The organism is Pseudomonas sp. AC172, assembly GCF_979258595.1.
Map to the genome: position 1 here is coordinate 4,681,820 of NZ_OZ409868.1, position 21,202 is coordinate 4,703,021.

The 21,202-nt window shown below is 60.2% G+C and carries 18 protein-coding genes; 8 read left to right on the top strand and 10 right to left on the bottom strand.

Annotated elements, in window-relative coordinates; genetic code table 11:
• Positions 1 to 50: 50 nt before the first annotated feature.
• From ACZ0A4_RS21225 to ACZ0A4_RS21255, 7 genes are all read right to left on the bottom strand, one after another.
• Positions 51 to 1,199 (bottom strand): iron-containing alcohol dehydrogenase, encoded by a 1,149-nt coding sequence (locus tag ACZ0A4_RS21225; protein WP_463576261.1) that lies wholly within the window; start codon positions 1,197 to 1,199, stop codon positions 51 to 53.
• Positions 1,200 to 1,590: 391 nt separating this feature from the next.
• On the bottom strand, positions 1,591 to 2,415 hold the full coding sequence (locus tag ACZ0A4_RS21230; protein ID WP_064119279.1) for an ABC transporter permease: 825 nt from the start codon (positions 2,413 to 2,415) through the stop codon (positions 1,591 to 1,593).
• 12 nt (positions 2,416 to 2,427) lie between these two features.
• Positions 2,428 to 3,675: an ABC transporter permease gene (locus tag ACZ0A4_RS21235; RefSeq protein ID WP_463576262.1), complete on the bottom strand. Its 1,248-nt coding sequence runs from the start codon at positions 3,673 to 3,675 to the stop codon at positions 2,428 to 2,430.
• A 181-nt stretch (positions 3,676 to 3,856) separates the two neighbouring features.
• Entirely contained in the window at positions 3,857 to 4,897 is a 1,041-nt protein-coding gene (locus tag ACZ0A4_RS21240; RefSeq protein WP_463576263.1) for an ABC transporter substrate-binding protein, read from the bottom strand.
• Positions 4,898 to 4,946: 49 nt separating this feature from the next.
• Positions 4,947 to 6,071, bottom strand: a complete 1,125-nt coding sequence (locus tag ACZ0A4_RS21245) for an ABC transporter ATP-binding protein (protein WP_236431272.1) — start codon at positions 6,069 to 6,071, stop codon at positions 4,947 to 4,949.
• A 347-nt stretch (positions 6,072 to 6,418) separates the two neighbouring features.
• Positions 6,419 to 7,048: a response regulator gene (locus tag ACZ0A4_RS21250; protein WP_064119301.1), complete on the bottom strand. Its 630-nt coding sequence runs from the start codon at positions 7,046 to 7,048 to the stop codon at positions 6,419 to 6,421.
• Positions 7,049 to 7,132: 84 nt separating this feature from the next.
• Positions 7,133 to 9,529: a PAS domain-containing sensor histidine kinase gene (locus ACZ0A4_RS21255; RefSeq protein WP_463576264.1), complete on the bottom strand. Its 2,397-nt coding sequence runs from the start codon at positions 9,527 to 9,529 to the stop codon at positions 7,133 to 7,135.
• A gap of 73 nt (positions 9,530 to 9,602) precedes the next feature.
• Here ACZ0A4_RS21255 and ACZ0A4_RS21260 point away from each other — a divergent pair, with 73 nt between their 5' ends.
• Complete coding sequence (locus tag ACZ0A4_RS21260; RefSeq protein ID WP_463576265.1) at positions 9,603 to 10,586, top strand: alpha/beta hydrolase family protein; 984 nt, start codon at positions 9,603 to 9,605, stop codon at positions 10,584 to 10,586.
• Positions 10,587 to 10,709: 123 nt separating this feature from the next.
• Here the strand turns inward: ACZ0A4_RS21260 and ACZ0A4_RS21265 are convergent, their stop codons facing one another.
• Genes ACZ0A4_RS21265 through ACZ0A4_RS21275 form a run of 3 tightly spaced genes read right to left on the bottom strand, consistent with a single transcriptional unit; the run spans position 10,710 to position 13,166 of the window.
• Positions 10,710 to 11,477 (bottom strand): TerB family tellurite resistance protein, encoded by a 768-nt coding sequence (locus ACZ0A4_RS21265; RefSeq protein ID WP_463576266.1) that lies wholly within the window; start codon positions 11,475 to 11,477, stop codon positions 10,710 to 10,712.
• A 1-nt stretch (position 11,478) separates the two neighbouring features.
• Positions 11,479 to 12,150 (bottom strand): N-acetylmuramate alpha-1-phosphate uridylyltransferase MurU, encoded by a 672-nt coding sequence (murU, locus tag ACZ0A4_RS21270; RefSeq protein WP_463576267.1) that lies wholly within the window; start codon positions 12,148 to 12,150, stop codon positions 11,479 to 11,481.
• Complete coding sequence (locus ACZ0A4_RS21275; RefSeq protein ID WP_463576268.1) at positions 12,147 to 13,166, bottom strand: aminoglycoside phosphotransferase family protein; 1,020 nt, start codon at positions 13,164 to 13,166, stop codon at positions 12,147 to 12,149. The genes murU and ACZ0A4_RS21275 overlap by 4 nt, the downstream gene beginning before the upstream one ends.
• A gap of 130 nt (positions 13,167 to 13,296) precedes the next feature.
• On the opposite strand from ACZ0A4_RS21275, the gene ACZ0A4_RS21280 reads away from it, so the two are divergent.
• The 7 genes from ACZ0A4_RS21280 (at position 13,297) to glpE (ending at position 20,949) form a co-directional block, all read left to right on the top strand.
• Positions 13,297 to 16,113, top strand: a complete 2,817-nt coding sequence (locus tag ACZ0A4_RS21280) for an LPS-assembly protein LptD (RefSeq protein WP_463576269.1) — start codon at positions 13,297 to 13,299, stop codon at positions 16,111 to 16,113.
• Entirely contained in the window at positions 16,094 to 17,410 is a 1,317-nt protein-coding gene (surA, locus tag ACZ0A4_RS21285) for a peptidylprolyl isomerase SurA (RefSeq protein ID WP_463576270.1), read from the top strand. Before ACZ0A4_RS21280 ends, surA begins: the two co-directional genes overlap by 20 nt.
• Entirely contained in the window at positions 17,407 to 18,396 is a 990-nt protein-coding gene (gene pdxA, locus ACZ0A4_RS21290) for a 4-hydroxythreonine-4-phosphate dehydrogenase PdxA (protein WP_463576271.1), read from the top strand. The genes surA and pdxA overlap by 4 nt, the downstream gene beginning before the upstream one ends.
• On the top strand, positions 18,393 to 19,211 hold the full coding sequence (gene rsmA, locus ACZ0A4_RS21295; protein WP_463576272.1) for a 16S rRNA (adenine(1518)-N(6)/adenine(1519)-N(6))-dimethyltransferase RsmA: 819 nt from the start codon (positions 18,393 to 18,395) through the stop codon (positions 19,209 to 19,211). Before pdxA ends, rsmA begins: the two co-directional genes overlap by 4 nt.
• Before the next feature lie 113 nt (positions 19,212 to 19,324).
• Positions 19,325 to 19,705, top strand: a complete 381-nt coding sequence (gene apaG, locus ACZ0A4_RS21300) for a Co2+/Mg2+ efflux protein ApaG (protein ID WP_463576273.1) — start codon at positions 19,325 to 19,327, stop codon at positions 19,703 to 19,705.
• Positions 19,705 to 20,586 (top strand): symmetrical bis(5'-nucleosyl)-tetraphosphatase, encoded by an 882-nt coding sequence (locus tag ACZ0A4_RS21305; protein WP_463576274.1) that lies wholly within the window; start codon positions 19,705 to 19,707, stop codon positions 20,584 to 20,586. Before apaG ends, ACZ0A4_RS21305 begins: the two co-directional genes overlap by 1 nt.
• 33 nt (positions 20,587 to 20,619) lie before the next feature.
• Positions 20,620 to 20,949, top strand: coding sequence for a thiosulfate sulfurtransferase GlpE (gene glpE / locus ACZ0A4_RS21310; RefSeq protein WP_016983139.1), 330 nt, complete (start codon positions 20,620 to 20,622; stop codon positions 20,947 to 20,949).
• The last annotated feature ends 253 nt before the right edge of the window (positions 20,950 to 21,202 follow it).

Below are 21,202 nucleotides of genomic sequence, written 5' to 3' on the forward strand. Positions count from 1 at the left end.
ACCGTGACCGCGATGATTGGGTTGTGCCATGACGGATGACCGGCGCTGACTCAATACGCCGCGCGGTAGATCTTCTCGATGTCCACAGCGCTGAGTTTGCGCGGGTTGTTGCGCATCAGCCGCTCGATCCCCGCCGCTTCCACGGCCATCGCCGGGATTGCGTCTTCCGGTACTCCGAAACTGCGCAGCCCGGCAGGAATTTCCACGACCGCGCACAGATCGGTCATCGCCTGCACGGCTTTGTCCGCTGCTTCGGCGGCACTCAGATGAGCGGTCTTCACTCCCATGGCTTCGGCAATATCCTGCATGCGTTCGACGCAGGCCATCTTGTTCCAGGTCATGACATACGGCAGCAGCAACGCATTGCTGACGCCATGAGCAATGTTGAAACGCCCACCCAGCGGATACGCTAGCGCATGCACCGCGCCGACCCCGGCATTGCCGAACGCCATGCCGGCCATCAGGCTGGCGGTGGCCATGTCTTCGCGGGCTTGCAGGTTGGCGCCGTTGGCGTAGGCCTTGGGCAACGCCTTGGCGATCAGTTTGATGGCGCCGATGGCCAGCGAGTCGGTGATCGGCGAGGCGTTGACCGACAGGTAGGATTCGATGGCGTGCACCAATGCGTCGACGCCGCTAGCGGCGGTTACGCTGCGTGGACAGGTCAGGGTCATTTGCGGGCTGACCAGCGCAACGTCCGGTAATAGAAAGTCGCTGACGATGCCTTTCTTTAACTGCGCGGCCTTGTCCGAAAGGATTGCGACATTGGTGACTTCAGAGCCGGTGCCGGCGGTGGTCGGGATGGCGATCAGCGGCGGGCCTTTGCGTGGCACCTGATCGACACCGAACAGATCTTCCAGCGCGCCGTGGTAACCGGCGTACGCAGCGACACTCTTGGCGATGTCGATGGCACTGCCGCCACCGAGGCCGATCAAGCCGTCATGCCCGCCTTCGCGGTAAACACGCATGCAGTCTTCGACGATGGCGATTTCCGGGTCGGGCAGTACGCGGTCGAAAATCTCGTAGTCGCGCCCGCCGAGTTGTACCAGCGCCAGCTCTACCGTGCCGGATTTGACCAGGGCGGCATCGGTGACGATCAATGGGTTGTCGATATCCAGGCGTGTGAGTTCGGCGGCCAGTTGCTCGATGGCGGCGGCGCCGGTGATCAGTTTGTGAGCGATTTTGAACTGGGACAGACTCATCGTGCGCAGCCTCTTATAGATGTGGGAGCTGGGCACAAGATTAGCTGGGGATTTGGGGTTGTCTGCTATTCAGGTGGTGAATGACCATCGAGGGGAAGAGCAAGAGCCCCTCACCCTAGCCCTCTCCCAGAGGGAGAGGGGACTGACCGCGGTGGATGGAAGAGGTACACCGACGTGCGATACCGAGTCGAACTCAGGTTTTGAAAAGCACAACGATCTGCTCCCTTCCCCCCGAAGGTAAAAAGACTGACCGAGGTGGATGGGAGAGGTGCACCGACTTGCGATATCGAGTGGAACTCAGGTTTTGAAAACCATAAAGATCTGCTCCCTTTCCCCCTCGCCCCCTTGGGGGAGAGGGCTGGGGTGAGGGGGTAAGCTCTTGATCTGGACCTTAGACCTGGGCGGTGCGCAGTTTTTCGCTACGCCCACGTAGCCATTCCAGCGTCAGCAGCAGGATGACGGAGAACGCGATCAACAACGTAGCCGCCGCCGCAATCGTCGGACTCAAGTTCTCACGAATCCCGCTAAACATCTGCCGAGGCAATGTCGCCTGTTCAGGCCCGGCAAGAAACAACGTCACCACCACCTCATCAAACGAAGTCGCAAACGCGAACAGCGCCCCGGAAATCACCCCCGGCGCAATCAGCGGCAAGGTCACCCGACGAAATGCGGTCAACGGCGATGCACCGAGACTCGCCGCCGCCCGCACCAGATTATGATTAAACCCCTGCAACGTCGCCGACACCGTGATGATCACAAACGGCACACCTAACACCGCGTGAACCACGATCAGCGAGAAGAAGCTGTTACCCAAACCCAGCGGCGCAAAAAACAGATAACTCGCCACACCAATGATCACCACCGGCACCACCATCGGCGAAATCACCAGCGCCATCACCAGCGCTTTGCCGGGAAAGTCCCCACGAGTCAGGCCAATCGCCGCCAGCGTGCCAAAGATCATCGCCAGCACCGTGGCCGCCGGGGCGACGATGATGCTGTTCTTCAGGGCGCGCATCCATTCCGCCGAGGCGAAGAAATCCTGATACCAGTGCAGCGAGAAGCCCTGCAGCGGATACACCAGAAAACTGCCCGAGTTGAACGACAGCGGAATGATCACCAGCACCGGCAGAATCAGGAACAACAGAATCAGGCCGCAGAGAATCCGCAGGCTGTAGAACCACACCCGTTCAATGGGCGACATGTAAGGACTCAGCATTTCGAATTCCCCTTAGCTCAGGCGCAGGCGACTGGCGCCCACCAGCCAGCTGTAAATCAGATAAAGCACCACGGTCGCCAGCAGCAACAGCCCGCCCAGCGCGGTGGCCATGCCCCAGTTGATGCTGGTGTTGGTGTAGAAGGCGACGAAGTAGCTGACCATTTGATCGTTCGGGCTGCCGAGCAGCGCCGGGGTGATGTAGTAGCCGATGGCGAGGATGAACACCAACAGGCAACCGGCGCCGACGCCAGCGTAGGTCTGCGGGAAGTACACCCGCCAGAAACTGGCGAACGGATGGCAGCCGAGGGAAATGGCGGCGCGCATGTAGGTCGGCGAGATGCCTTTCATCACGCTGTAGATCGGCAGGATCATGAACGGCAGCAGGATGTGAACCATCGAGATGTACACGCCGGTGCGGTTGAACACCAGTTCCAGCGGTTTATCGATAATGCCCATGGCCATCAGGCCGCTGTTGATCAGACCGCCCGATTGCAGCAGCACGATCCACGCCGCGACGCGCACCAGAATCGAGGTCCAGAACGGCAGCAGCACCAGAATCATCAGCAGATTGCTTTGCCGTGATGGCAGGTTCGCCAGCAGGTACGCCAGTGGATAAGCGAGTACCAGGCAGATCACGGTGATGATCAGGCCCATCCAGAAGGTGCGGGCGAAGATGTCGAGGTAGATCGCCTGATCCGGGGTGGCCGGGGCGATTTCGCCGAGGTCGTCGATACGGTGATCGACCGCCGCCAGCAAGTAATACGGGGTGATGCTGCTGGTGTTGCGTTTGACCGCTTGCCAGTAGGCCGGGTCGCCCCAACGTTCGTCGAGTGCTTCGAGTGCTTCTTTATAGGAGGCCGGTTCGCTGGCGAAGGGCAGCGCCCGGGCGGTTTTGGTCAACAGGCTGCGATAGCCCGCCAACTCCATGTTCAAGCGCTTGGACAGATCGCCCAGCGTCTGGTTTTTGCGTGCTTCGGCGAGGTCTTCACTGGCGGCTTTATAGACCGGTTCAGCGGGCAGGCCACGGCCGTCCCAACTGGCGATGGCTGCCACAGTGCGCGGCATGCCGCCGACCACTTCGGGGTTGCCAACACTTTTGTAGAGCAGCGCCACGATTGGCACCAGAAACACCAGCAACAGAAACAGCACCAGCGGCGCGATCAGCGCTTGCGCCTTCCAGCGGTTTACCCGCTCGGCGCGCTTGAGCTTCTGCTTCAAGGTGGGGCTGTTGCCCTCGTTCAGGGGAACGGCGATGGCCATGACGTACTCCGCAAATCTTTGATCGTTACAGAGGTGGCAAACCACCTCGATCGATTGATGCACACAGATCCAAATGTGGGAGCGAGCTTGCTCGCGAAGGCGGCGCATCAGTCGACATCGATATTGAATGTACTGGCGCTTTCGCGAGCAAGCTCGCTCTCACAGGAGAGCGAGCCCTCGGTTATTTCGCCGCCCAGGAGTTGAAGCGCTGCTCCAGTTGCTCGCCGTTGTCAGCCCAGAAGCTGACGTCGATCTGTACCTGGTTGGCGATGTTTTCCGGGGTGGTCGGCATGTCTTTCAGGACATCCTTGGCCAGCAGCGGCACAGCCTGGGTGTTGGCCGGGCCGTAGGCGATGTTTTCCGAGTAGGTCTTCTGCTGCTGCGGCTGCACCGAGTAGGCGATGAACTTCTTCGCCGCTTCCGCACGCTTGGCGTCCAGGCCTTTCGGAATGGCCCAGGCGTCGAAGTCGTAGATACCGCCGTTCCACACCACTTTCAGGTTGGATTCTTTCTGCACCGCCGCGATGCGACCGTTGTAAGCCGAGCTCATCACCACGTCACCGGAAGCGAGGTATTGCGGTGGTTGCGCGCCGGCTTCCCACCATTGGATGCTCGGCTTCAGCTCATCAAGTTTCTTGAACGCGCGATCCTGGCCACCCTTGCTCGCCAGCTCTTTGTAGACGTCTTTCGGCGCCACACCATCGGCCATCAAAGCGAATTCGAGGGTGTACTTGGCGCCTTTGCGCAGGCCTCGCTTGCCCGGGAATTTCTTGGTGTCCCAGAAATCCGCCCAACTGGTCGGTGCGGTTTTCAGCTTGTCGGCGTTGTAAGCCAAGACGGTCGACCAAACGAAGAAGCCCACGCCGCACGGCTGAATCGCGCCTTTGACGTAGTCTTCAGTCTTGCCGAACAGTGCCGGATCGAGTTGTTCGAACATGTCTTCGTCGCAACCACGGGACAGCTCTGGCGATTCAACTTCGACCAGATCCCACGACACGCTCTTGGTGTCGACCATGGCTTTGACCTTGGCCATTTCGCCGTTGTATTCGCCAGCGACGATCTTGCCGTTGCCCGCCGCTTCCCACGGTGCGTAGAAGGCTTTGACTTGCGCCGCCTTGTTCGCCCCGCCAAACGACACCACGGTCAAATCCGGGCCGGCCATTGCGCTGGCGGCACCCATCAGGCCCAGGGTCAGGGCGGTGAACTTCAGGGATCTCAACATTTATTGTTCTCTCCACGTGCAGGGTTGGTGTTGGTATTGCCGGGGGCGATCAGTTCGCCTCTAAAAGCGGGTCAAGCGCGCGAACGTGCTCGACCTGCCAGCCAAGCGGAACCACGTCACCGACGGCGAGCGCGGGATCGAGCTCGGCAATCGGCTGTTTCACGAAGAAGTCGGTCTTGCCACAGACTTCCAGGCGCACCCGGACGTGGTCGCCCAGATAGATGAATTCCGCCACCCTCCCTGAGAAGCGGTTAACGCATTGATCGCTCGAACCGTTGAGGCTGACACGCTCCGGACGGATCGACAGGGTCACCGGTTCGCCGGTCTGGCCTACATTGACCGCCAGCGCCTCGACCTTTTCGCCACGGCCCAACTCGACCACGCAGCGCTCGCCGTTCTGGCTGAGCAGGCGACCGTTGAGGCGGTTGTTCTCGCCGATGAAGTTGGCGACGAAGGTGTTTTTCGGTTCTTCGTAGAGGCTGCGCGGCGGAGCGATCTGCTGGATTTCGCCCTGATGAAACACCGCGACGCGGTCGGACATGGTCAGCGCTTCACCCTGATCGTGGGTCACGTAGACCACGGTCACGCCGAGGCGTTGGTGCAGGTGTTTGATTTCCATCTGCATGTGTTCACGCAGTTGTTTGTCGAGGGCGCCGAGGGGCTCGTCCATCAGCACCAGCTGGGGTTCGAACACCAGCGCGCGGGCCAATGCCACACGTTGCTGCTGACCGCCTGACAACTGCGCCGGGTAACGCGAGGCGAATGCGTCGAGCTGAACCATGCTGAGGACTTTCTTCACGCGGTCGCTGACGTCGCTTTTGTTCAGGCCACGCACGGTCAGCGGGAACGCGAGGTTTTCCGCCACGGTCATGTGCGGGAACAGTGCGTAGTTCTGGAACACCATGCCGATGTCACGCTTGTGCGGCGGCACGTTATTGATAGAGCGCCCGGCCAGCAGAATCTCGCCAGCGGTCGGCGTTTCGAAACCGGCGAGCATCATCAGGCTGGTGGTCTTGCCGGAACCGGACGGCCCGAGCAGGGTGAGGAATTCACCTTTGCGAATGTCCAGGTTGAGGTCTTTGACGATCAGGTTCTCGCCGTCGTAGCTCTTCTGCACTCCACGAAAGCTGACCAGCACATCACTGGCCCCTGCGTTTGTATCGACCTGGCTCATACCCACACCTTTGTTGTTGATGACTGCTTGTGGATTAAGCCTAGTGGTTGCTGACAGGCGCGCAAATCGGGGCGCAGGAGAGAATCGCCTCAGCCGGATGGAAGGTTGGGGGTAGGGATTGCCCTACAAGGATGGCGCTAATGGATAAGGCAGTGGCGAGGGGTGAGCTGCAAGCTGCAAGAACAAGCGAAAGCGCCTGTCGCTAACAGATATGCCCATAATCGAGGGTTAAACACAAAACCTGTGGGAGCTGGCTTGCCAGCGATAGCGGTGGGTCAGCCGACATTGATGTGACTGACATGCCCTCATCGCTGGCAAGCCAGCTCCCACAGGTTTTTGAGGTGGGTTCAGAGGAGTTTGTGTTCCATCGCGTATTTGACCAGTTCGGCCAGCGAGGTGATGTTGAGCTTCTGCATCAGCCGCGCCTTGTGGGTGCTGATGGTTTTGCTGCTCAGGGCCAGTTGCTGGGCGATGTCATTGACGTTGGCACCTTGTGCCAGGCGTTCGAACACCGAGAACTCACGTTCGGACAACAACGAATGCAGCGGCCGCGCATCGGTCAGACCGACTTCAAACACCATGCGATCCGCCAGATCCGGATCGATGTAACGCCCACCCGCCGCGACTTTGCGAATAGCGGTCAGCAACAGCGCCGGATCGCTGTCCTTGGTCGCATACCCGGCCGCGCCGACCTTCAGCGCACGCGCAGCCATCTGCGCCTCATCGTGCATCGACAGCACCAGAATCGCCGGCGGATTGTTCAGCGCACGGATGCGCGGGATCGCCTCCAGGCCATTGACGCCAGGCATGGAAATGTCGAGCAGTACCACTTCACACGGCAGGCTTCGCAGGATTTCGAGCAGTTGTTCGCCATTGCTCGCCTCGCCCACCACTTGCAGATCCTTGGCCAGGCCGATCAATTGCTTGATGCCCTCACGGACAATGGTGTGGTCTTCGGCTACCAGTACACGGATCACGTTTTTCTCCAGAATTCAGGCATACACAGATCCCTGTGGGAGCGAGCTTGCTCGCGAAGGCGTCAGTCCAGACACCACAACATGTCAAACCTCACTCACCGGCACCCAAACATTCAGACTGGTGCCCTCCCCCGGCTCACTCTCCAGCTCCAGCCGCCCGCCCATGATCAGCACCCGCTCGCGCATGCCCACCAGTCCAAACGAGGTCGGCCGACCGGCAGCGGCGACAAATCCTACGCCATCATCACTGACCGTCAGACACAATTTGTCGCCATCCAGCGCCAGTGTCAGCTCGACAGTATGCGCCTGAGCATGGCGCATCACGTTGGTCAGCGCCTCCTGCAAAATCCGGAACAAGCCAATCGCCTTGGCATCGCTCAGCGCCGGCAGGTTGTCCGGCACCTGCACCAGACACGGAATCTGCGTACGCGCCTCGAACCGTCGCGCCTGCCACTCGATTGCCGAAGCGATCCCGGCATCAAGAATCGGCGGACGCAGCGCGGTCGCCACATCGCGCACCAACTGGAACAACTGGGCGATCAGGCGCTTCATGCTGTTCAGCCGCTCGTTCAGACCGGGATCGAGTTGCGCGTAGGCCAGTTCGCACATCGATGTTTCCAGCTTCAGCACCGTCAACATCTGCCCCAGCTCATCGTGCACTTCCCGAGCAATGCGCGCCTTCTCTTCTTCTCGCACGCTTTCAAGGTGCGCCGACAGTTCGCGCAATTGCTCGCGCGATGCCGCCAGTTCCAGCTCGATACGTTTGCTCTCGGTAATGTCCCAGACGATGCCGTCCCATACGTAGGCGCCATCCTCCAGTTGCCGGGTGATCGCCTTGATCTCGGCCCAGCGCTGCTCGCCCTGACGGGTAAGAATTCGTCCCTGCCACGACCAGTCACTGTCGGTGTCCAGCGCCTGATCCTGGGTGCTGTGGTAACTGGCCTTGTCATCGGGATGCACCAGACTGCGCAGGCCCATGTCGCGATGAGCGATAGCGGCCGGGGCGTAACCGACCAGGCTTTCGCTGCCTTCACTGATGTAGGCGAAGTCGATCTGCCCGGTCACCGGCGCCCGCTCCAAACGGAACACCAAACCCGGCACGTTGGCGGCGATGCCCTGCAGACGCGCCTCGCTTTCCTGCAACGCCGCCAAGGCGCGACGGCGCTCGGTAACGTCGTTGAGGTAAACCACCAGGTATTCGCTTTCGCGAAAGCGCAGGAAACTCAGCGACACGTCTGCAGGCAAAATACTGCCATCAGCGCGCACGCAACTGGTTTCAAAACTCAGCGGCCCTTCTTCGCTGGCCCGCGCGCGCTTCCACAGATTGAGCCAGCGATCCATGTGCAGACCCGGCTCGAAGTCAATCAATGGCCGTTCGATCAGTCCGCCGGAGGGATAACCGAGCATGTTTTCCGCCGCGCGATTGGCATAGCGCACATGGCTGTCCCAGTTGACCCAGAGAATGCCGACCGTGCTTTGATCGATTGAGAACTGCGTCAACCGCAGCGCTTCTTCACTGGCCGCGCGCAAGGCGATGTCCTCCCGCGCGGCCAGCAGTCGCTGTTCGAGGCTGTGCTGTTGGCGGCGCTGCCAGAACACGATGGCGACACAACTCGACAGCATTACCGCGAACAATAGACTGAGGTTCTGCCAGAACCCCGGCGACTCCGAGAGTCGCGGATATTTCGGTTGCAGCCATTGGTTGTGCAATTGCTCCAGATCCTTGGCCGGGATCGCACGAAAGGCACTTTGTACGATGCCGGCCAACTCTGGCCAATCGCGGCGTGAGCCGACTCGCAGCAGTTGCGGCAGACCGATATCACCGACCACCACCAGTTCGGCGAACTCCGGCTCTACCGACAAGCGTCCGAGTTGTGCCTCGTCGACCACGGCGTAGGCAGCCTGCTGACTCAACAGCAACTGCAAGGCCTGACGTTCCAGCGGCACGCCTTGCAAGTTCAGATGTGGATAGTTGCCGCGCAGATAGTCGGCGGTGCTACTGGGCATGCGCACGGCGACGCGGACCTGGCTATCGAGCTTTTCCAGATCGACCACGCCACTGGCTTTCTGATCACTGACCACCAGTTGCGGTACGCGCATGTAGGGATCGGAAAATTGCCACAGACGCAGGGCGCCAGGGGTTTGGCTCAGGCCCGGGGCGATATCGATCTCGCCCTCGCGCACGGCGGTTTCCAGTTGCGCGAGATCTTGAAAATTGCGCCAGCTCAATTCGACATTGAGCGCCTTGGCCAGCAACTTCATCAGCTCGACGTTGGCCCCGGACAACCGTTGCAAGCGCCGGTCGTATTGCGCATAGGGCGCTTGCAGCACCAGACCGACGCGCAATTCATTGTGCTGCGCCAGCCATTGCTGCTGGCCCGCCGACAATTGCGCGACATGCGACGGTGGCGCAGGTGCCGCCCAGCCCATCAAGGGAAACCACAAACAGCCGATAACCCACAGGCAGCAAAATCGCTTCATTGAAGTCTCATACACTGACAAATTCTGACCAACCCATTAGGCTGCCGGGATACTTTCTGGCCTGGAATAACCGATGCCCTTTGTTTACCGCCTGGCAATGCCAGCATTGTGCCTGTCGCTGCTCCTGCCTTGTGCGTTTTCCGCTAACGCCGCCGACCCCACCCCGGCTGCGGAAAAACCGGCCGAAGAAAAGCCGGCCGAACGCCAGCCATTGCTTGAGCGTAGTCAGGAAGAGGCCGCCGCACTGGAACGTAAAATCCCGGCGCAAGAACAGCAACAGTTGCAGGCCGGCAGCGACACCTTCCTCGCCCTGTGGAAACCGGCCAACACCGCCGAGCCCAAAGGCGCGGTGATTATCATCCCCGGCGCTGGCGAAACCGCTGACTGGCCGCAAGCAATCGGCCCGCTGCGGCGCAAACTGCCGGACGCAAAGTGGAGCAGCCTGAGTATCACCCTGCCCGACCTGCAAAGCGACGCCATTGCACCGCGCGTGGTCGAGGCACCTGCTGTGCCGAAAGCCCCGGAGTCCGGCAGCAAGGACTCCACCACCGCGCAACCGATCGAGCAAGCCGCTGGCGGTGAAGCCGAAGTGGCGGAGCAAGTGGTCGCCGAAACCACTGAAGAACAATCCAAGGCCGACGGCGAACGCATCTTCGCGCGCATCGACGCCGCGATTGCCTACGCTGAGCAGCAGAGCGCACGCAGCATTGTCGTGCTTGGGCACGGCACCGGTGCTTATTGGGCTGCGCGCTACTTGAGCGAGAAGCAAACGGCGCAGGTGGAGAAATTCGTCATGGTCGATGCGCAAATGCCGACCAAGGCCAAGCCGCCACTGGCCGAACTGACGCCAGCGCTGAAGCTGCCGACGGCGGATATTTTCTATATGGACAAGCCGCTGGATCGCAATGCCGCGCTGGAGCGCATGCAGGCGAGCAAGCGCTTGAAGACCTCGGCGTTCAGCCAGGTCGCGCTCAAGGCTTTGCCGGATAACAAGGCTGAGCAAGAGCAATTGTTCCGCCGGGTGCGGGGCTGGTTGAATCCGCAGAATCCGGACTGATCGGTAAACCGCGTCGCCCCCTTCGCGAGCAGGCTCGCTCCCACATTGGATCTGCGTACACAGTCCATTGTGGGAGCGAGCCTGCTCGCGAAGGGGCCATCACTGGCAACACAGCGCTAACGACTAACGAAAATCCCGCCGCTCACGAATCAACGTGTAGGCATTGTGCAGCTCGCGGGTTTTATCGGTCGCTTCACGCACCTGTGCAGGCGTCGCCCCCGTCCCGGCAATCTTGTCCGGATGATGACGACTGAGCAGACGCCGATAGGCTCGCTTGATCTGCGCCGGCTCGCTGGACGACGACACCCCGAGCAACCGCATCGCGTCCTGATAGCTCACCGCTGCACTGACAATCGGTCGTTTGCCCGGCTCGTATTCACTGGCCAGCGCCTGCACCTGATGTGTCGTCCAGCCCAGCCATTTGCCCCACTGCGCCAGCAATTCACGCTCGCTGACACCCGCGCGGCCGTCGGCCCAGACCATCCGCCAGCACGCCCGCAACACACCTTCCGCCGCGTGGGGTTGCGCGCTCAGGCGCCGCAGATAGCCGCGCAGATTGTCATTTTCCGACTTGCCGCGATTGAACGCGGCAATCGCCCGACGCGTCGCCGGCTCGCTCATTTCCAGCGCACGCATTTCGTTACGCGCCTGCTGGATATGCCCGTCAGTGACCCGACCGTCACTTTTGGCCAGACGACCGAGTAGCACAAACAACAATTCGTCGTTGCGCAACATCGGCCGACCGCCGAGTTTTTCCCGCAAATGCCCCCAGCTTTGCAGGTGCAGGCGCCGATCCAGCGCCTGCCCCAACAATGCCCCAAGCATGGCCCCCGGAATGCTGGCGATCGCAAAACCCGCTCCGGCTCCAATCAGAGTCCCTGGCCACAACATGTCAGCGACTCGCTTCTATCAAGGTTTCAGCTTCGGCCAGACGCTCGTGCGTACCGACATCCACCCAGTGACCTTTCAGTCGCTCGCCCGTGACCTCGTCAGCCGCCATGGCGTTGCGCAACAACGGCGCCAGTTTGAAAGCGCCATCTACACAGCCGTCGAACAACTGTGGATGCAGCACGGCGATGCCGCTGTAGGTCAGGGTCGTAGCGTCCGACTGACCGTCGTGCACCTTGCCGTCGACCAGTGTGAAATCACCGTTCGGGTGATGCGCCGGATTGTCGGCCAGTACCAGATGCGCGAGCCCGTTGATCGGCTGATGCAACACGCTGAAGTCGTAATCGGTCCAGATATCACCGTTGACCACCAGGAAAGCGTCATCGCCGAGCAACGGCAGCGCACGGAAAATCCCGCCGCCGGTTTCCAGCGGCTCACCTTCCGGCGAGTACTGAATGCTCACGCCAAACTGCGAACCGTCGCCCAGATAATCCTCGATCTGTTGACCGAGCCAGGCGTGATTGATCACGATCTCGTTGAAACCCGCTGCCGCGAGGGCGCGCAGGTGGTACTCGATCAGGGGAACACCGCCGGCACGCACCAGGGGTTTCGGTGTGGTCAGGGTCAGCGGGCGCATGCGCTCGCCTTTGCCTGCCGCCAGAATCATTGCCTTCATGCTGTTGCTCCACCCCGCAGGCTGGTGAACAGCGCTTGCAGCTCGGCCAGTTCAGGACGGCGCGCAATCACCGCCTCTATATAAGAGAAGAATCGCGGTACGTCGGCCAGATAACGCGGCTTGCCATCACGATGACAAATGCGCGCGAAGATACCGATGACTTTCAGGTGTCGCTGCACGCCCATCAGGTCACTGGCACGCAGGAAGTCCTCGAAGTCCGGCTGCACCGGAATGTTCAGCGCCGAGGCTTGTTGCCAGTAGCTTTGCAGCCAGCCGCGCACACGCTCTTCAGGCCAACTGAGGAAGGCATCCTTGAACAGGCAGGTCACGTCGTAGGTCACCGGGCCGTAGACCGCATCCTGGAAATCCAGCACGCCCGGGTTCGGCTCGCTGAGCATCAGGTTGCGCGGCATGTAGTCGCGGTGCACCAGTACTTTGGGCTGGGCGAGCGCGCTGTCGATCAGCAGCTCACTGACCTGCTGCCACTGCTGTTGCTGGGTCGAATCGAATTCGACACCGAGTTCACGCTTCACATACCACTCGGGGAACAGTTCCAGCTCACGACGCAGCAACGCGACGTCGTAACTCGGCAGCGGTGCAACCATCGGCAACTGCTGAAAAGCCAGCAGCGCTTGCAGGGCATCGTTGAACAATTGATCGGCATTTTCGCCATCGATCACGTCGAGATAGGTCTTGTTGCCCAGGTCATTGAGCAAAAGAAATCCACTTTCGAGGTCTTCGGCATAAATTTTCGGCACATTTATTCCGGATTTCGCCAGCAAAAAAGCGATATCCACGAACGGTTTGCAGTTTTCCTGAGGTGGCGGCGCGTCCATCACGACGAAGCTTTTGCCCGCGCCTTCCCAACGGAAGTAACGGCGGAAACTCGCGTCGCTGCTGGCCGCGGTCAACGTGGCCGGGGGGACAGGGCCCCAGCCCTGATCTGCAAACAGGATTGCCAACTGCTCATCGAGCCAAACTTTCAGGTGTTGCAAGCGTACATCTTGGTCAGGCATTGCAAGGGTCTCCGACGGCGCTAGCCGTCAAGCGGGTCATGCTTTATTATCCAGCATCTTTTTCAGACCATCGAGAGGCGTGCGGCCCACACCGCGGGCAGATGGCACGCAGGAAGCCCGGACTAATAAGATGGCATTGAAATCCCCCGCGTTTCGTAAAAAATTTCCGTTGTTGGTAACCGGCAGTCTGCTGGCTATGCAACCTCTGGCCAGTCAATTCGTTGTTGCCGCCGAGCAGTATGACTGCTCCGTCTCGGCTTCGGGTGGTTGGGCCTGTGCGCCCAAATCAACCGCTGCTGCGTTGCCGCCGCGTCCGGTGCATGACGGCAGTGCCGTCAGCGCTACCGGCGAAGCTGCGAGCGAGAACGGTTCGGTTGCCGACGCAGCGCCTAAAACGGCGCTGGTCACCGAAGCCAAGGGCCGCGGTCTGAAATCCCGTAGCGAAGACTTCAGTCACCTCGACTGGGTTCCGCGCGAGAAGCTCACCGCCGCTCAATTGGCCGAGACCGGGCCTTACTGCTCTGGTGCCTATATCGAACCGATTCGTCCTGGCATGAATGACAAGACGAATAAAAGCGATGCTCCGACCTTTATCGGCGCAAAAGCTTCGCGCTATAACACCGATGATCAAGTCGGTACGCTGGCCGGCGATGTCGTCCTGCGTCAGGGCAGCATGCAGGTCGAGTCCGACGAGGCCAGCCTGTATCAGGCCGAGAGCCGCGCCGAACTCAATGGCGATGTACGTATCCGCGACAACGGCGCGCTGATCGTCGGCGATCACGCCGATGTGCAGCTCGACACCGGTGAAGCCAAGGTCGACAACGCCGAATACGTGATGCACAAATCGCGAATCCGCGGTAACGCGCTGTACGCCAAGCGTGCCGAGAACGCGATCATCCGCTTGAAGGACGGCACGTACACCACGTGCGAACCGAACAGCAATGCCTGGCAGCTCAAGGGCAACAACATCACCTTGAACCCGGCCACCGGTTTCGGTACCGCGACCAACGTGACGCTGCGCGTCAAAGACATTCCGATTCTGTACACGCCGTACATCTACTTCCCGATCGACGACCGTCGTCAGTCGGGCTTCCTGCCGCCGACCATCGGCAGCGGCAGCGATACCGGCTTCATGCTGGTCACGCCTTACTACTTCAACCTGGCGCCGAACTATGACGCCACGTTGTACCCGCGTTACATGAGCAAGCGTGGCATGTTGGTGGAAGGCGAATTCCGTTACCTGACCAAATCGAGTGAAGGTCAGTTCGGTGCGGCGTATCTGAACGATGACGATACCGACCGCAGCAAGCAGACCGATTACGAAAAAACCCGCTACATGTACAACTGGCAGCACAAGGGCGGTCTCGACTCTCGCGTCTTCACCCAGGTTGATTACACCAAGATCAGCGATCCGTACTACTTCCAGGATCTGCAGACCGATCAGATTGGTGTGAAGTCCAGCGACTACGTAAATCAGCAGGGCTTGGTTGCCTACCGCGGCGATTCGTATACCGCCATCCTGAATGCTCAGCAGTATCAACTGGCAACCGTTTCGAACATCACACCGTACGGGCGTCTGCCGCAGATCACCTTCAATGGTCAGCTGCCGTATCACCCGGAAGGTCTGAACTTCGATTACGAGACCGAGCTGGTGCGCTTTGATCGTGATTTGAAAACCGGAACATTTACCCAGGAAGACGGTGTCACTACAGAGCGTCGCCTAGACACCAACGTGACAGGACTGGCCCGAGCCAACGGCGACCGCCTGAACCTGAAGCCCGGTGTAAGCCTGCCGATGAACTGGACCTATGGTTTCCTGAAACCATCGCTCAAGTACCAGTACACCCAGTATCAACTGGATCTGGATGGCCAAGGCAAAAGCGACATCGTAGCCCAGAAGGCTTTCGCTGCAGCGAATGGCACCCGATACGTCAATGGTAATTTCGGCAGCAACCAGAACCGTGGTGTTCCCATTGCCAGCATCGACAGCGGCTTGTACTTCGACCGCAACACGTCGTTCTTTGGCAAGAACTACCGCCAGACGCTGGAGCCGCGACTGTTCTACCTCTATGTACCTGAAGAGAATCAGGAAGATATTCCTGTATTCGACACCAGCGAATACACCTTCAACTACGCGTCGCTGTTCCGCGACAACCGTTTCTCTGGCTCCGACCGTGTCGGCGACGAGAACAAGCTGTCGCTGGGCGTGACCAGCCGCTGGATCGAAGACGACGGCTTCGAACGTCAACGCATCAGTGTCGGCCAGGCTCTGTACTTCAAGGATCGTGAAGTTCAACTGCCAGGTATCGATGCCAAAACCCGTGACGACGCGAAATCCAACGTTTCGCCATATGCTTTGGAATACGAATACCGCTGGAACCGCGATTGGCGCACCACGGCCGACTACAACTGGGACCCGGACAGCCGCAGCCCGCGTTCCGGCAGTGCGATGTTCCACTATCAGCCTGAAGACAATCCGAACAAGGTTATCAACGCCGGCTATCGCTATCGCAATGACCAGGTTCGTTACGACCAGAACACCGGTAAATGGTCGGTCGGTGGTGGTGACTACGGCACTCCTGGCCAGCCTGGCTACGTGAAGGACTACTACAAGATCCAGCAGCATGACTTCTCGGTCATCTGGCCGATCGTTCCACAGTGGAACGCGATCAGCCGCTGGCAGTATGACTACAACCGCAACCGTACGCTGGAAGCCTTTGGTGGCTTCGAGTACGACAACTGCTGCTGGAAACTGCGCCTGATCAACCGTTACTGGGTTTCCTATGACGAGTTCAGCCAGGAAGCTCCGCAAAACGAAAAAGGCGACCATGGCGTCTTCCTCCAAATTGTTCTGAAGGGACTCGGCGGCCTGACCGGCGCCAAGGTAGAGAGCTTCCTCGACAAAGGCATTCAAGGTTATCGTGAACGTGAAGACCAAGCTTTCTGATTGTCTGCGCCCGCTGATGCTGGGCGCGTTGTTCCTGGGTACTGCGGCTAACGCCGCAGTCCAATCCATCGACAAAGTGGTAGCGATCGTCGACAACGACGTGGTCATGCAGAGCCAACTGGACCAGCGCGTCCATGAAGTGCAGCAGACCATCGCCAAACGTGGTGGCGGCTTGCCGCCTCCTGGCGTCCTGGATCAACAGGTGCTTGAGCGCCTGATCGTCGAAAACCTGCAACTGCAGATCGGCGAACGCTCCGGCATCCGCATCACCGACGAAGAGCTGAACCAGGCAGTCGGCACCATTGCCCAGCGCAATAACATGTCGGTTGAGCAATTCCGTGCAGCTCTGGCTCGCGACGGCCTGAACTATGACGACGCCCGTGATCAGATCAAGCGCGAAATGGTCATCAGCCGTGTACGTCAGCGTCGTGTGGCAGAGCGCATTCAGGTCTCCGAACAGGAAGTGAAAAATTTCCTCGCCTCCGATCTGGGCAAAATGCAACTGTCCGAAGAACTGCACCTGGCCAACATCCTGATCCCGACGCCGGAAAGCGCCAACTCTGAAGCGATTCAAAGCGCTGCCCGTCAGGCCATGGAGGTTTACCAGCAACTCAAGCAAGGTGCTGACTTCGGCCAGATGGCCGTTGCCAAGTCCGGCAGCGACAACGCGCTGGAAGGCGGCGACATGGGCTGGCGTAAAGCCGCGCAACTGCCACCGCCGTTCGACCGCGAGTTGAGCAGCATGGCCGTAGGCGACATCACGCAGCCTGCACGCACACCGGGTGGCTTCATCATCCTGAAGCTGCTGGCCAAACGCGGCGGAGAAGCCCAGATGCGCGACGAAGTGCATGTGCGCCACATCCTGGTCAAGCCAAGCCCGATTCGCGACGAAGCCAAGACCAAGGCCCTGGTGCAATCGCTTTATGAGCGCATCGTCGCCGGTGAAGATTTCGCCACCCTGGCGAAAAGCTACTCCGAAGACCCGGGCTCGGCGCTCAACGGCGGCGACCTGAACTGGATCGACCCGAACGCACTGGTACCGGAGTTCCGCGAAGTGATGGCCAAGACCCCGCAAGGTCAGCTGTCCAAGCCGTTCCAGACCCAATACGGCTGGCACGTTCTGGAAGTCCTTGGCCGTCGCGCCACCGACAGCACCGAACAGGCTCGCGAGCAGCAAGCCATGACCGTACTGCGTAACCGCAAATACGACGAAGAGCTGCAAACCTGGCTGCGTCAGATCCGTGACGAAGCGTACGTAGAGATCAAACTCCCTGGTGCAGACCAGGCAGCGCAGTGAAACCCAAGCGTTTCGCGCTGACACCCGGCGAACCAGCCGGCATCGGTCCCGACCTGTGCCTGCTGCTCGCCTCGCAAGCCCAGCCACATCCCCTGATTGCCATTACCAGCCGCGACCTGCTCCTTGAGCGGGCCGCGCAGCTGGGGCTGGCTGTCACTTTGCTGGATACTGCGCCTGATCACTGGCCGGACGCTCCCGCGCCCGCAGGCAGCCTGTATGTCTGGGATACGCCGCTGAGCGCCCCCGTGGTTGCCGGGCAACTGGACAAGGCCAACGCTGCGTTCGTCCTCGAAACCCTGACCCGCGCCGGCAACGGTTGCCTCAACGGCGACTTCGCCGGAATGATCACCGCCCCGGTACATAAAGGCGTGATCAACGAATCGGGCATCGCGTTCTCCGGGCACACTGAATTCCTCGCTGACCTGACCCACACCGCCCAAGTGGTGATGATGCTCGCCACCCGCGGTTTGCGCGTGGCGCTGGTCACCACTCACCTGCCTCTGCGCGAGATTGCCGACGCGATCACACCGGAGCGGCTGGAGCGCGTGACGCGGATTCTGCACAGCGACCTGCAAAACAAATTCGGCATTGCCCAGCCACGTATCCTGGTCTGCGGACTCAACCCGCACGCCGGTGAAGGCGGCCATTTGGGCCATGAAGAAATCGACATCATTGAACCGACATTAGAGCGCCTGCGCGGCGAGGGCATGGACCTTCGTGGCCCGCTGCCTGCCGACACTCTGTTTACCCCCAAATATCTGGAGCACTGCGACGCAGTGCTGGCGATGTACCACGACCAGGGCTTGCCTGTGCTCAAGTACAAAGGCTTCGGCGCTGCCGTCAACGTGACCCTGGGTTTGCCGATCATCCGCACATCGGTCGATCACGGCACTGCCCTGGATCTGGCCGGCAGCGGCAAGATCGACACCGGCAGCCTGCAAGTCGCCCTGGAAACCGCCTACCAGATGGCCGAGACCCGTTTATGACCGAGCAATACCAACACAAGGCGCGCAAACGCTTTGGCCAGAACTTCCTGCACGATGCCGGGGTAATCGACCGCATCCTGCGCTCCATCAGCGCCAAGTCTGAAGACCGCCTGCTGGAAATCGGCCCGGGCCAGGGCGCACTGACCGCCGGCCTGCTGTCATCCGGCGCACAACTGGACGTGGTGGAGCTGGACAAGGATCTGATCCCGATCCTCAACCAGCAGTTTGCCGGCAAGAGCAATTTCAACCTGCATCAGGGCGATGCACTGAAGTTCGACTTCAACAGTCTGAATGCCGCGCCGAATAGTCTGCGGGTGGTCGGTAACCTGCCGTACAACATCTCCACGCCGCTGATTTTTCATCTGCTGAACAACGCCAGCATCATTCGCGACATGCACTTCATGCTGCAGAAAGAAGTGGTCGAGCGTCTGGCGGCCGGTCCGGGTGGCGGTGACTGGGGTCGTCTGTCGATCATGGTTCAGTACCACTGCCGCGTAGAGCACCTGTTCAACGTTGGCCCGGGCGCGTTCAACCCGCCGCCAAAAGTAGATTCGGCGATCGTTCGTCTGGTGCCGCACGCCGTGCTGCCGCACCCGGCCAAGGATCACAAATTGCTGGAGCGAGTGGTGCGCGAAGCGTTCAACCAGCGTCGTAAAACATTGCGCAATACCCTCAAGCAATTGCTCAGCAACGCTGAAATCGAAGCCGCCGGCGTCGATGGCAGCCTGCGTCCGGAGCAACTGGATCTGGCCGCGTTCGTGCGTCTGGCCGATCAGCTCGCAGTACAGGTGCCGGCCTCCCCCGCCACCGACTGATAAACGATGAACGCTATCGGGCAGGACGCCACTCTGGTTTACTGCCCGATACTTGCCTAGACTGATTCCCCATCAGCTACGCCCCGCGTTCCGCTTCGTTTAAGGCCTCTTGCATGTCCGATTCCCGTTACCAGGTCGATGTCAGCGTCGTCACCCGCTATCTGGCAGACCAATCGCAACCCGAGCACCACCGCTTCGCCTTCGCCTACACCATCACCGTGCAGAACAATGGCGCGATCCCGGCCAAGCTGCTGTCGCGGCACTGGGTGATCACCGATGGCGATGGCCATGTCGAAGAAGTGCGTGGCGCCGGTGTGGTGGGTCAGCAACCGTTGATCGATGCCGGCCAGAGCCACACCTACAGCAGCGGCACGGTAATGACCACCAAGGTCGGCACGATGCAGGGCACCTATGAAATGGTCGCCGACGATGGCAAACATTTCGACGCCATCATCAAGCCGTTCCGTCTCGCCGTGCCCGGATCTTTGCACTGATGGCGACATATGCCGTCGGCGACCTGCAAGGCTGCCTCGAACCGCTCAAGTGCCTGCTCAAGCAAGTGGCGTTCGACCCAAAGCTTGATCGACTGTGGCTGGTCGGTGACCTGGTCAACCGTGGCCCGCAATCACTGGAAACCCTGCGCTTTTTGTATGGCATGCGTGAATCGCTGGTCTGCGTGCTGGGCAACCACGATCTGCACCTGCTGGCTGCGGCTAAAAACATTGAGCGTTTAAAGAAGTCCGACACCCTGCGCGAGATTCTCGAAGCGCCGGACTGCGCCGAACTGCTTGAATGGGTGCGCCAGCAAAAGCTCATGCACTATGACGAGCAGCGCGATGTCGCCATGGTACACGCCGGCATTCCCCCGCAATGGTCACTGCGTCGTGCCTTGAAATGCGCTGACGAAGTCGAGACTGCCCTGCGTGACGACAATATGCTGCCCGCTTACCTCGACGGCATGTACGGCAACGATCCGGCGAAATGGGACAACGATCTCAAAGGTGTGACCCGCCTGCGCGTCATCACCAACTACTTCACGCGCATGCGCTTCTGCACCGCAGAAGGCAAGCTCGACCTCAAGAGCAAGGAAGGCCTCGACACCGCCCCCCCCGGCTATAAACCGTGGTTCCAGCATAAGGATCGCAAGACCAAAGGCCTGCGGATCATTTTCGGCCATTGGGCGGCACTCGAAGGCAATATCCAGGAGCCGGGCATCTCGGCGCTGGACACCGGTTGTGTCTGGGGCGGCAGCCTGACCCTGATGAATGTCGACAGCGGTGAACGCCTGTCGTGCAAATGCGATGAACACGGCGGCCCGGCCCCGACCGTCGCACCACTTATCCCCGAAACTTCGCCAGTCAGCGCACCGCGCTAGACTGCGCTTTCAGCCGAGCTACAGGAACCCGCCATGAGCGAATTCAAACGAATCCCCCCGGAACAGGCCCAGGCCCTGCGCGAGCAAGGTGCCGTCGTCGTCGACGTGCGCGACCCGGCGACTTTTGCCGCCCTGCATATCAGCGGCTCGAAGCATCTGGACAATCATTCGCTGCACGCCTTCATTCAAGGCGCTGACCTCGATGCACCGACCGTGGTCGTCTGCTACCACGGCAATTCCAGCCAGGGCGCTGCGGCCTACCTGATCAGCCAAGGCTTTTCCGACGTCTACAGCATGGACGGCGGCTTCGAGCTGTGGCGTACGACTTATCCTGCGGAAACCGCGCAAGGCACCGCCGAATAATTTTTTTGTCACGCGCAGGCCCCGGCTGCCGTGGGCCTGCGCGGGCAGACGAACGGTCTTGCCACAACTAATTACGTATCTCGCCTTTACCTCCCGAATTCCCAACTATCCTTAAGCCCAGGCCATCCAAATCAGGGGAGAGCCGGTACACCGGCGCACGGGTCATCGGGAGTGACTTTCACGATTGTCGATCGTGGAAGTGTTCTGGGGGGTAAACAATCAGCTGCTACTGCGGCTGCTTGCCAGCATCGAC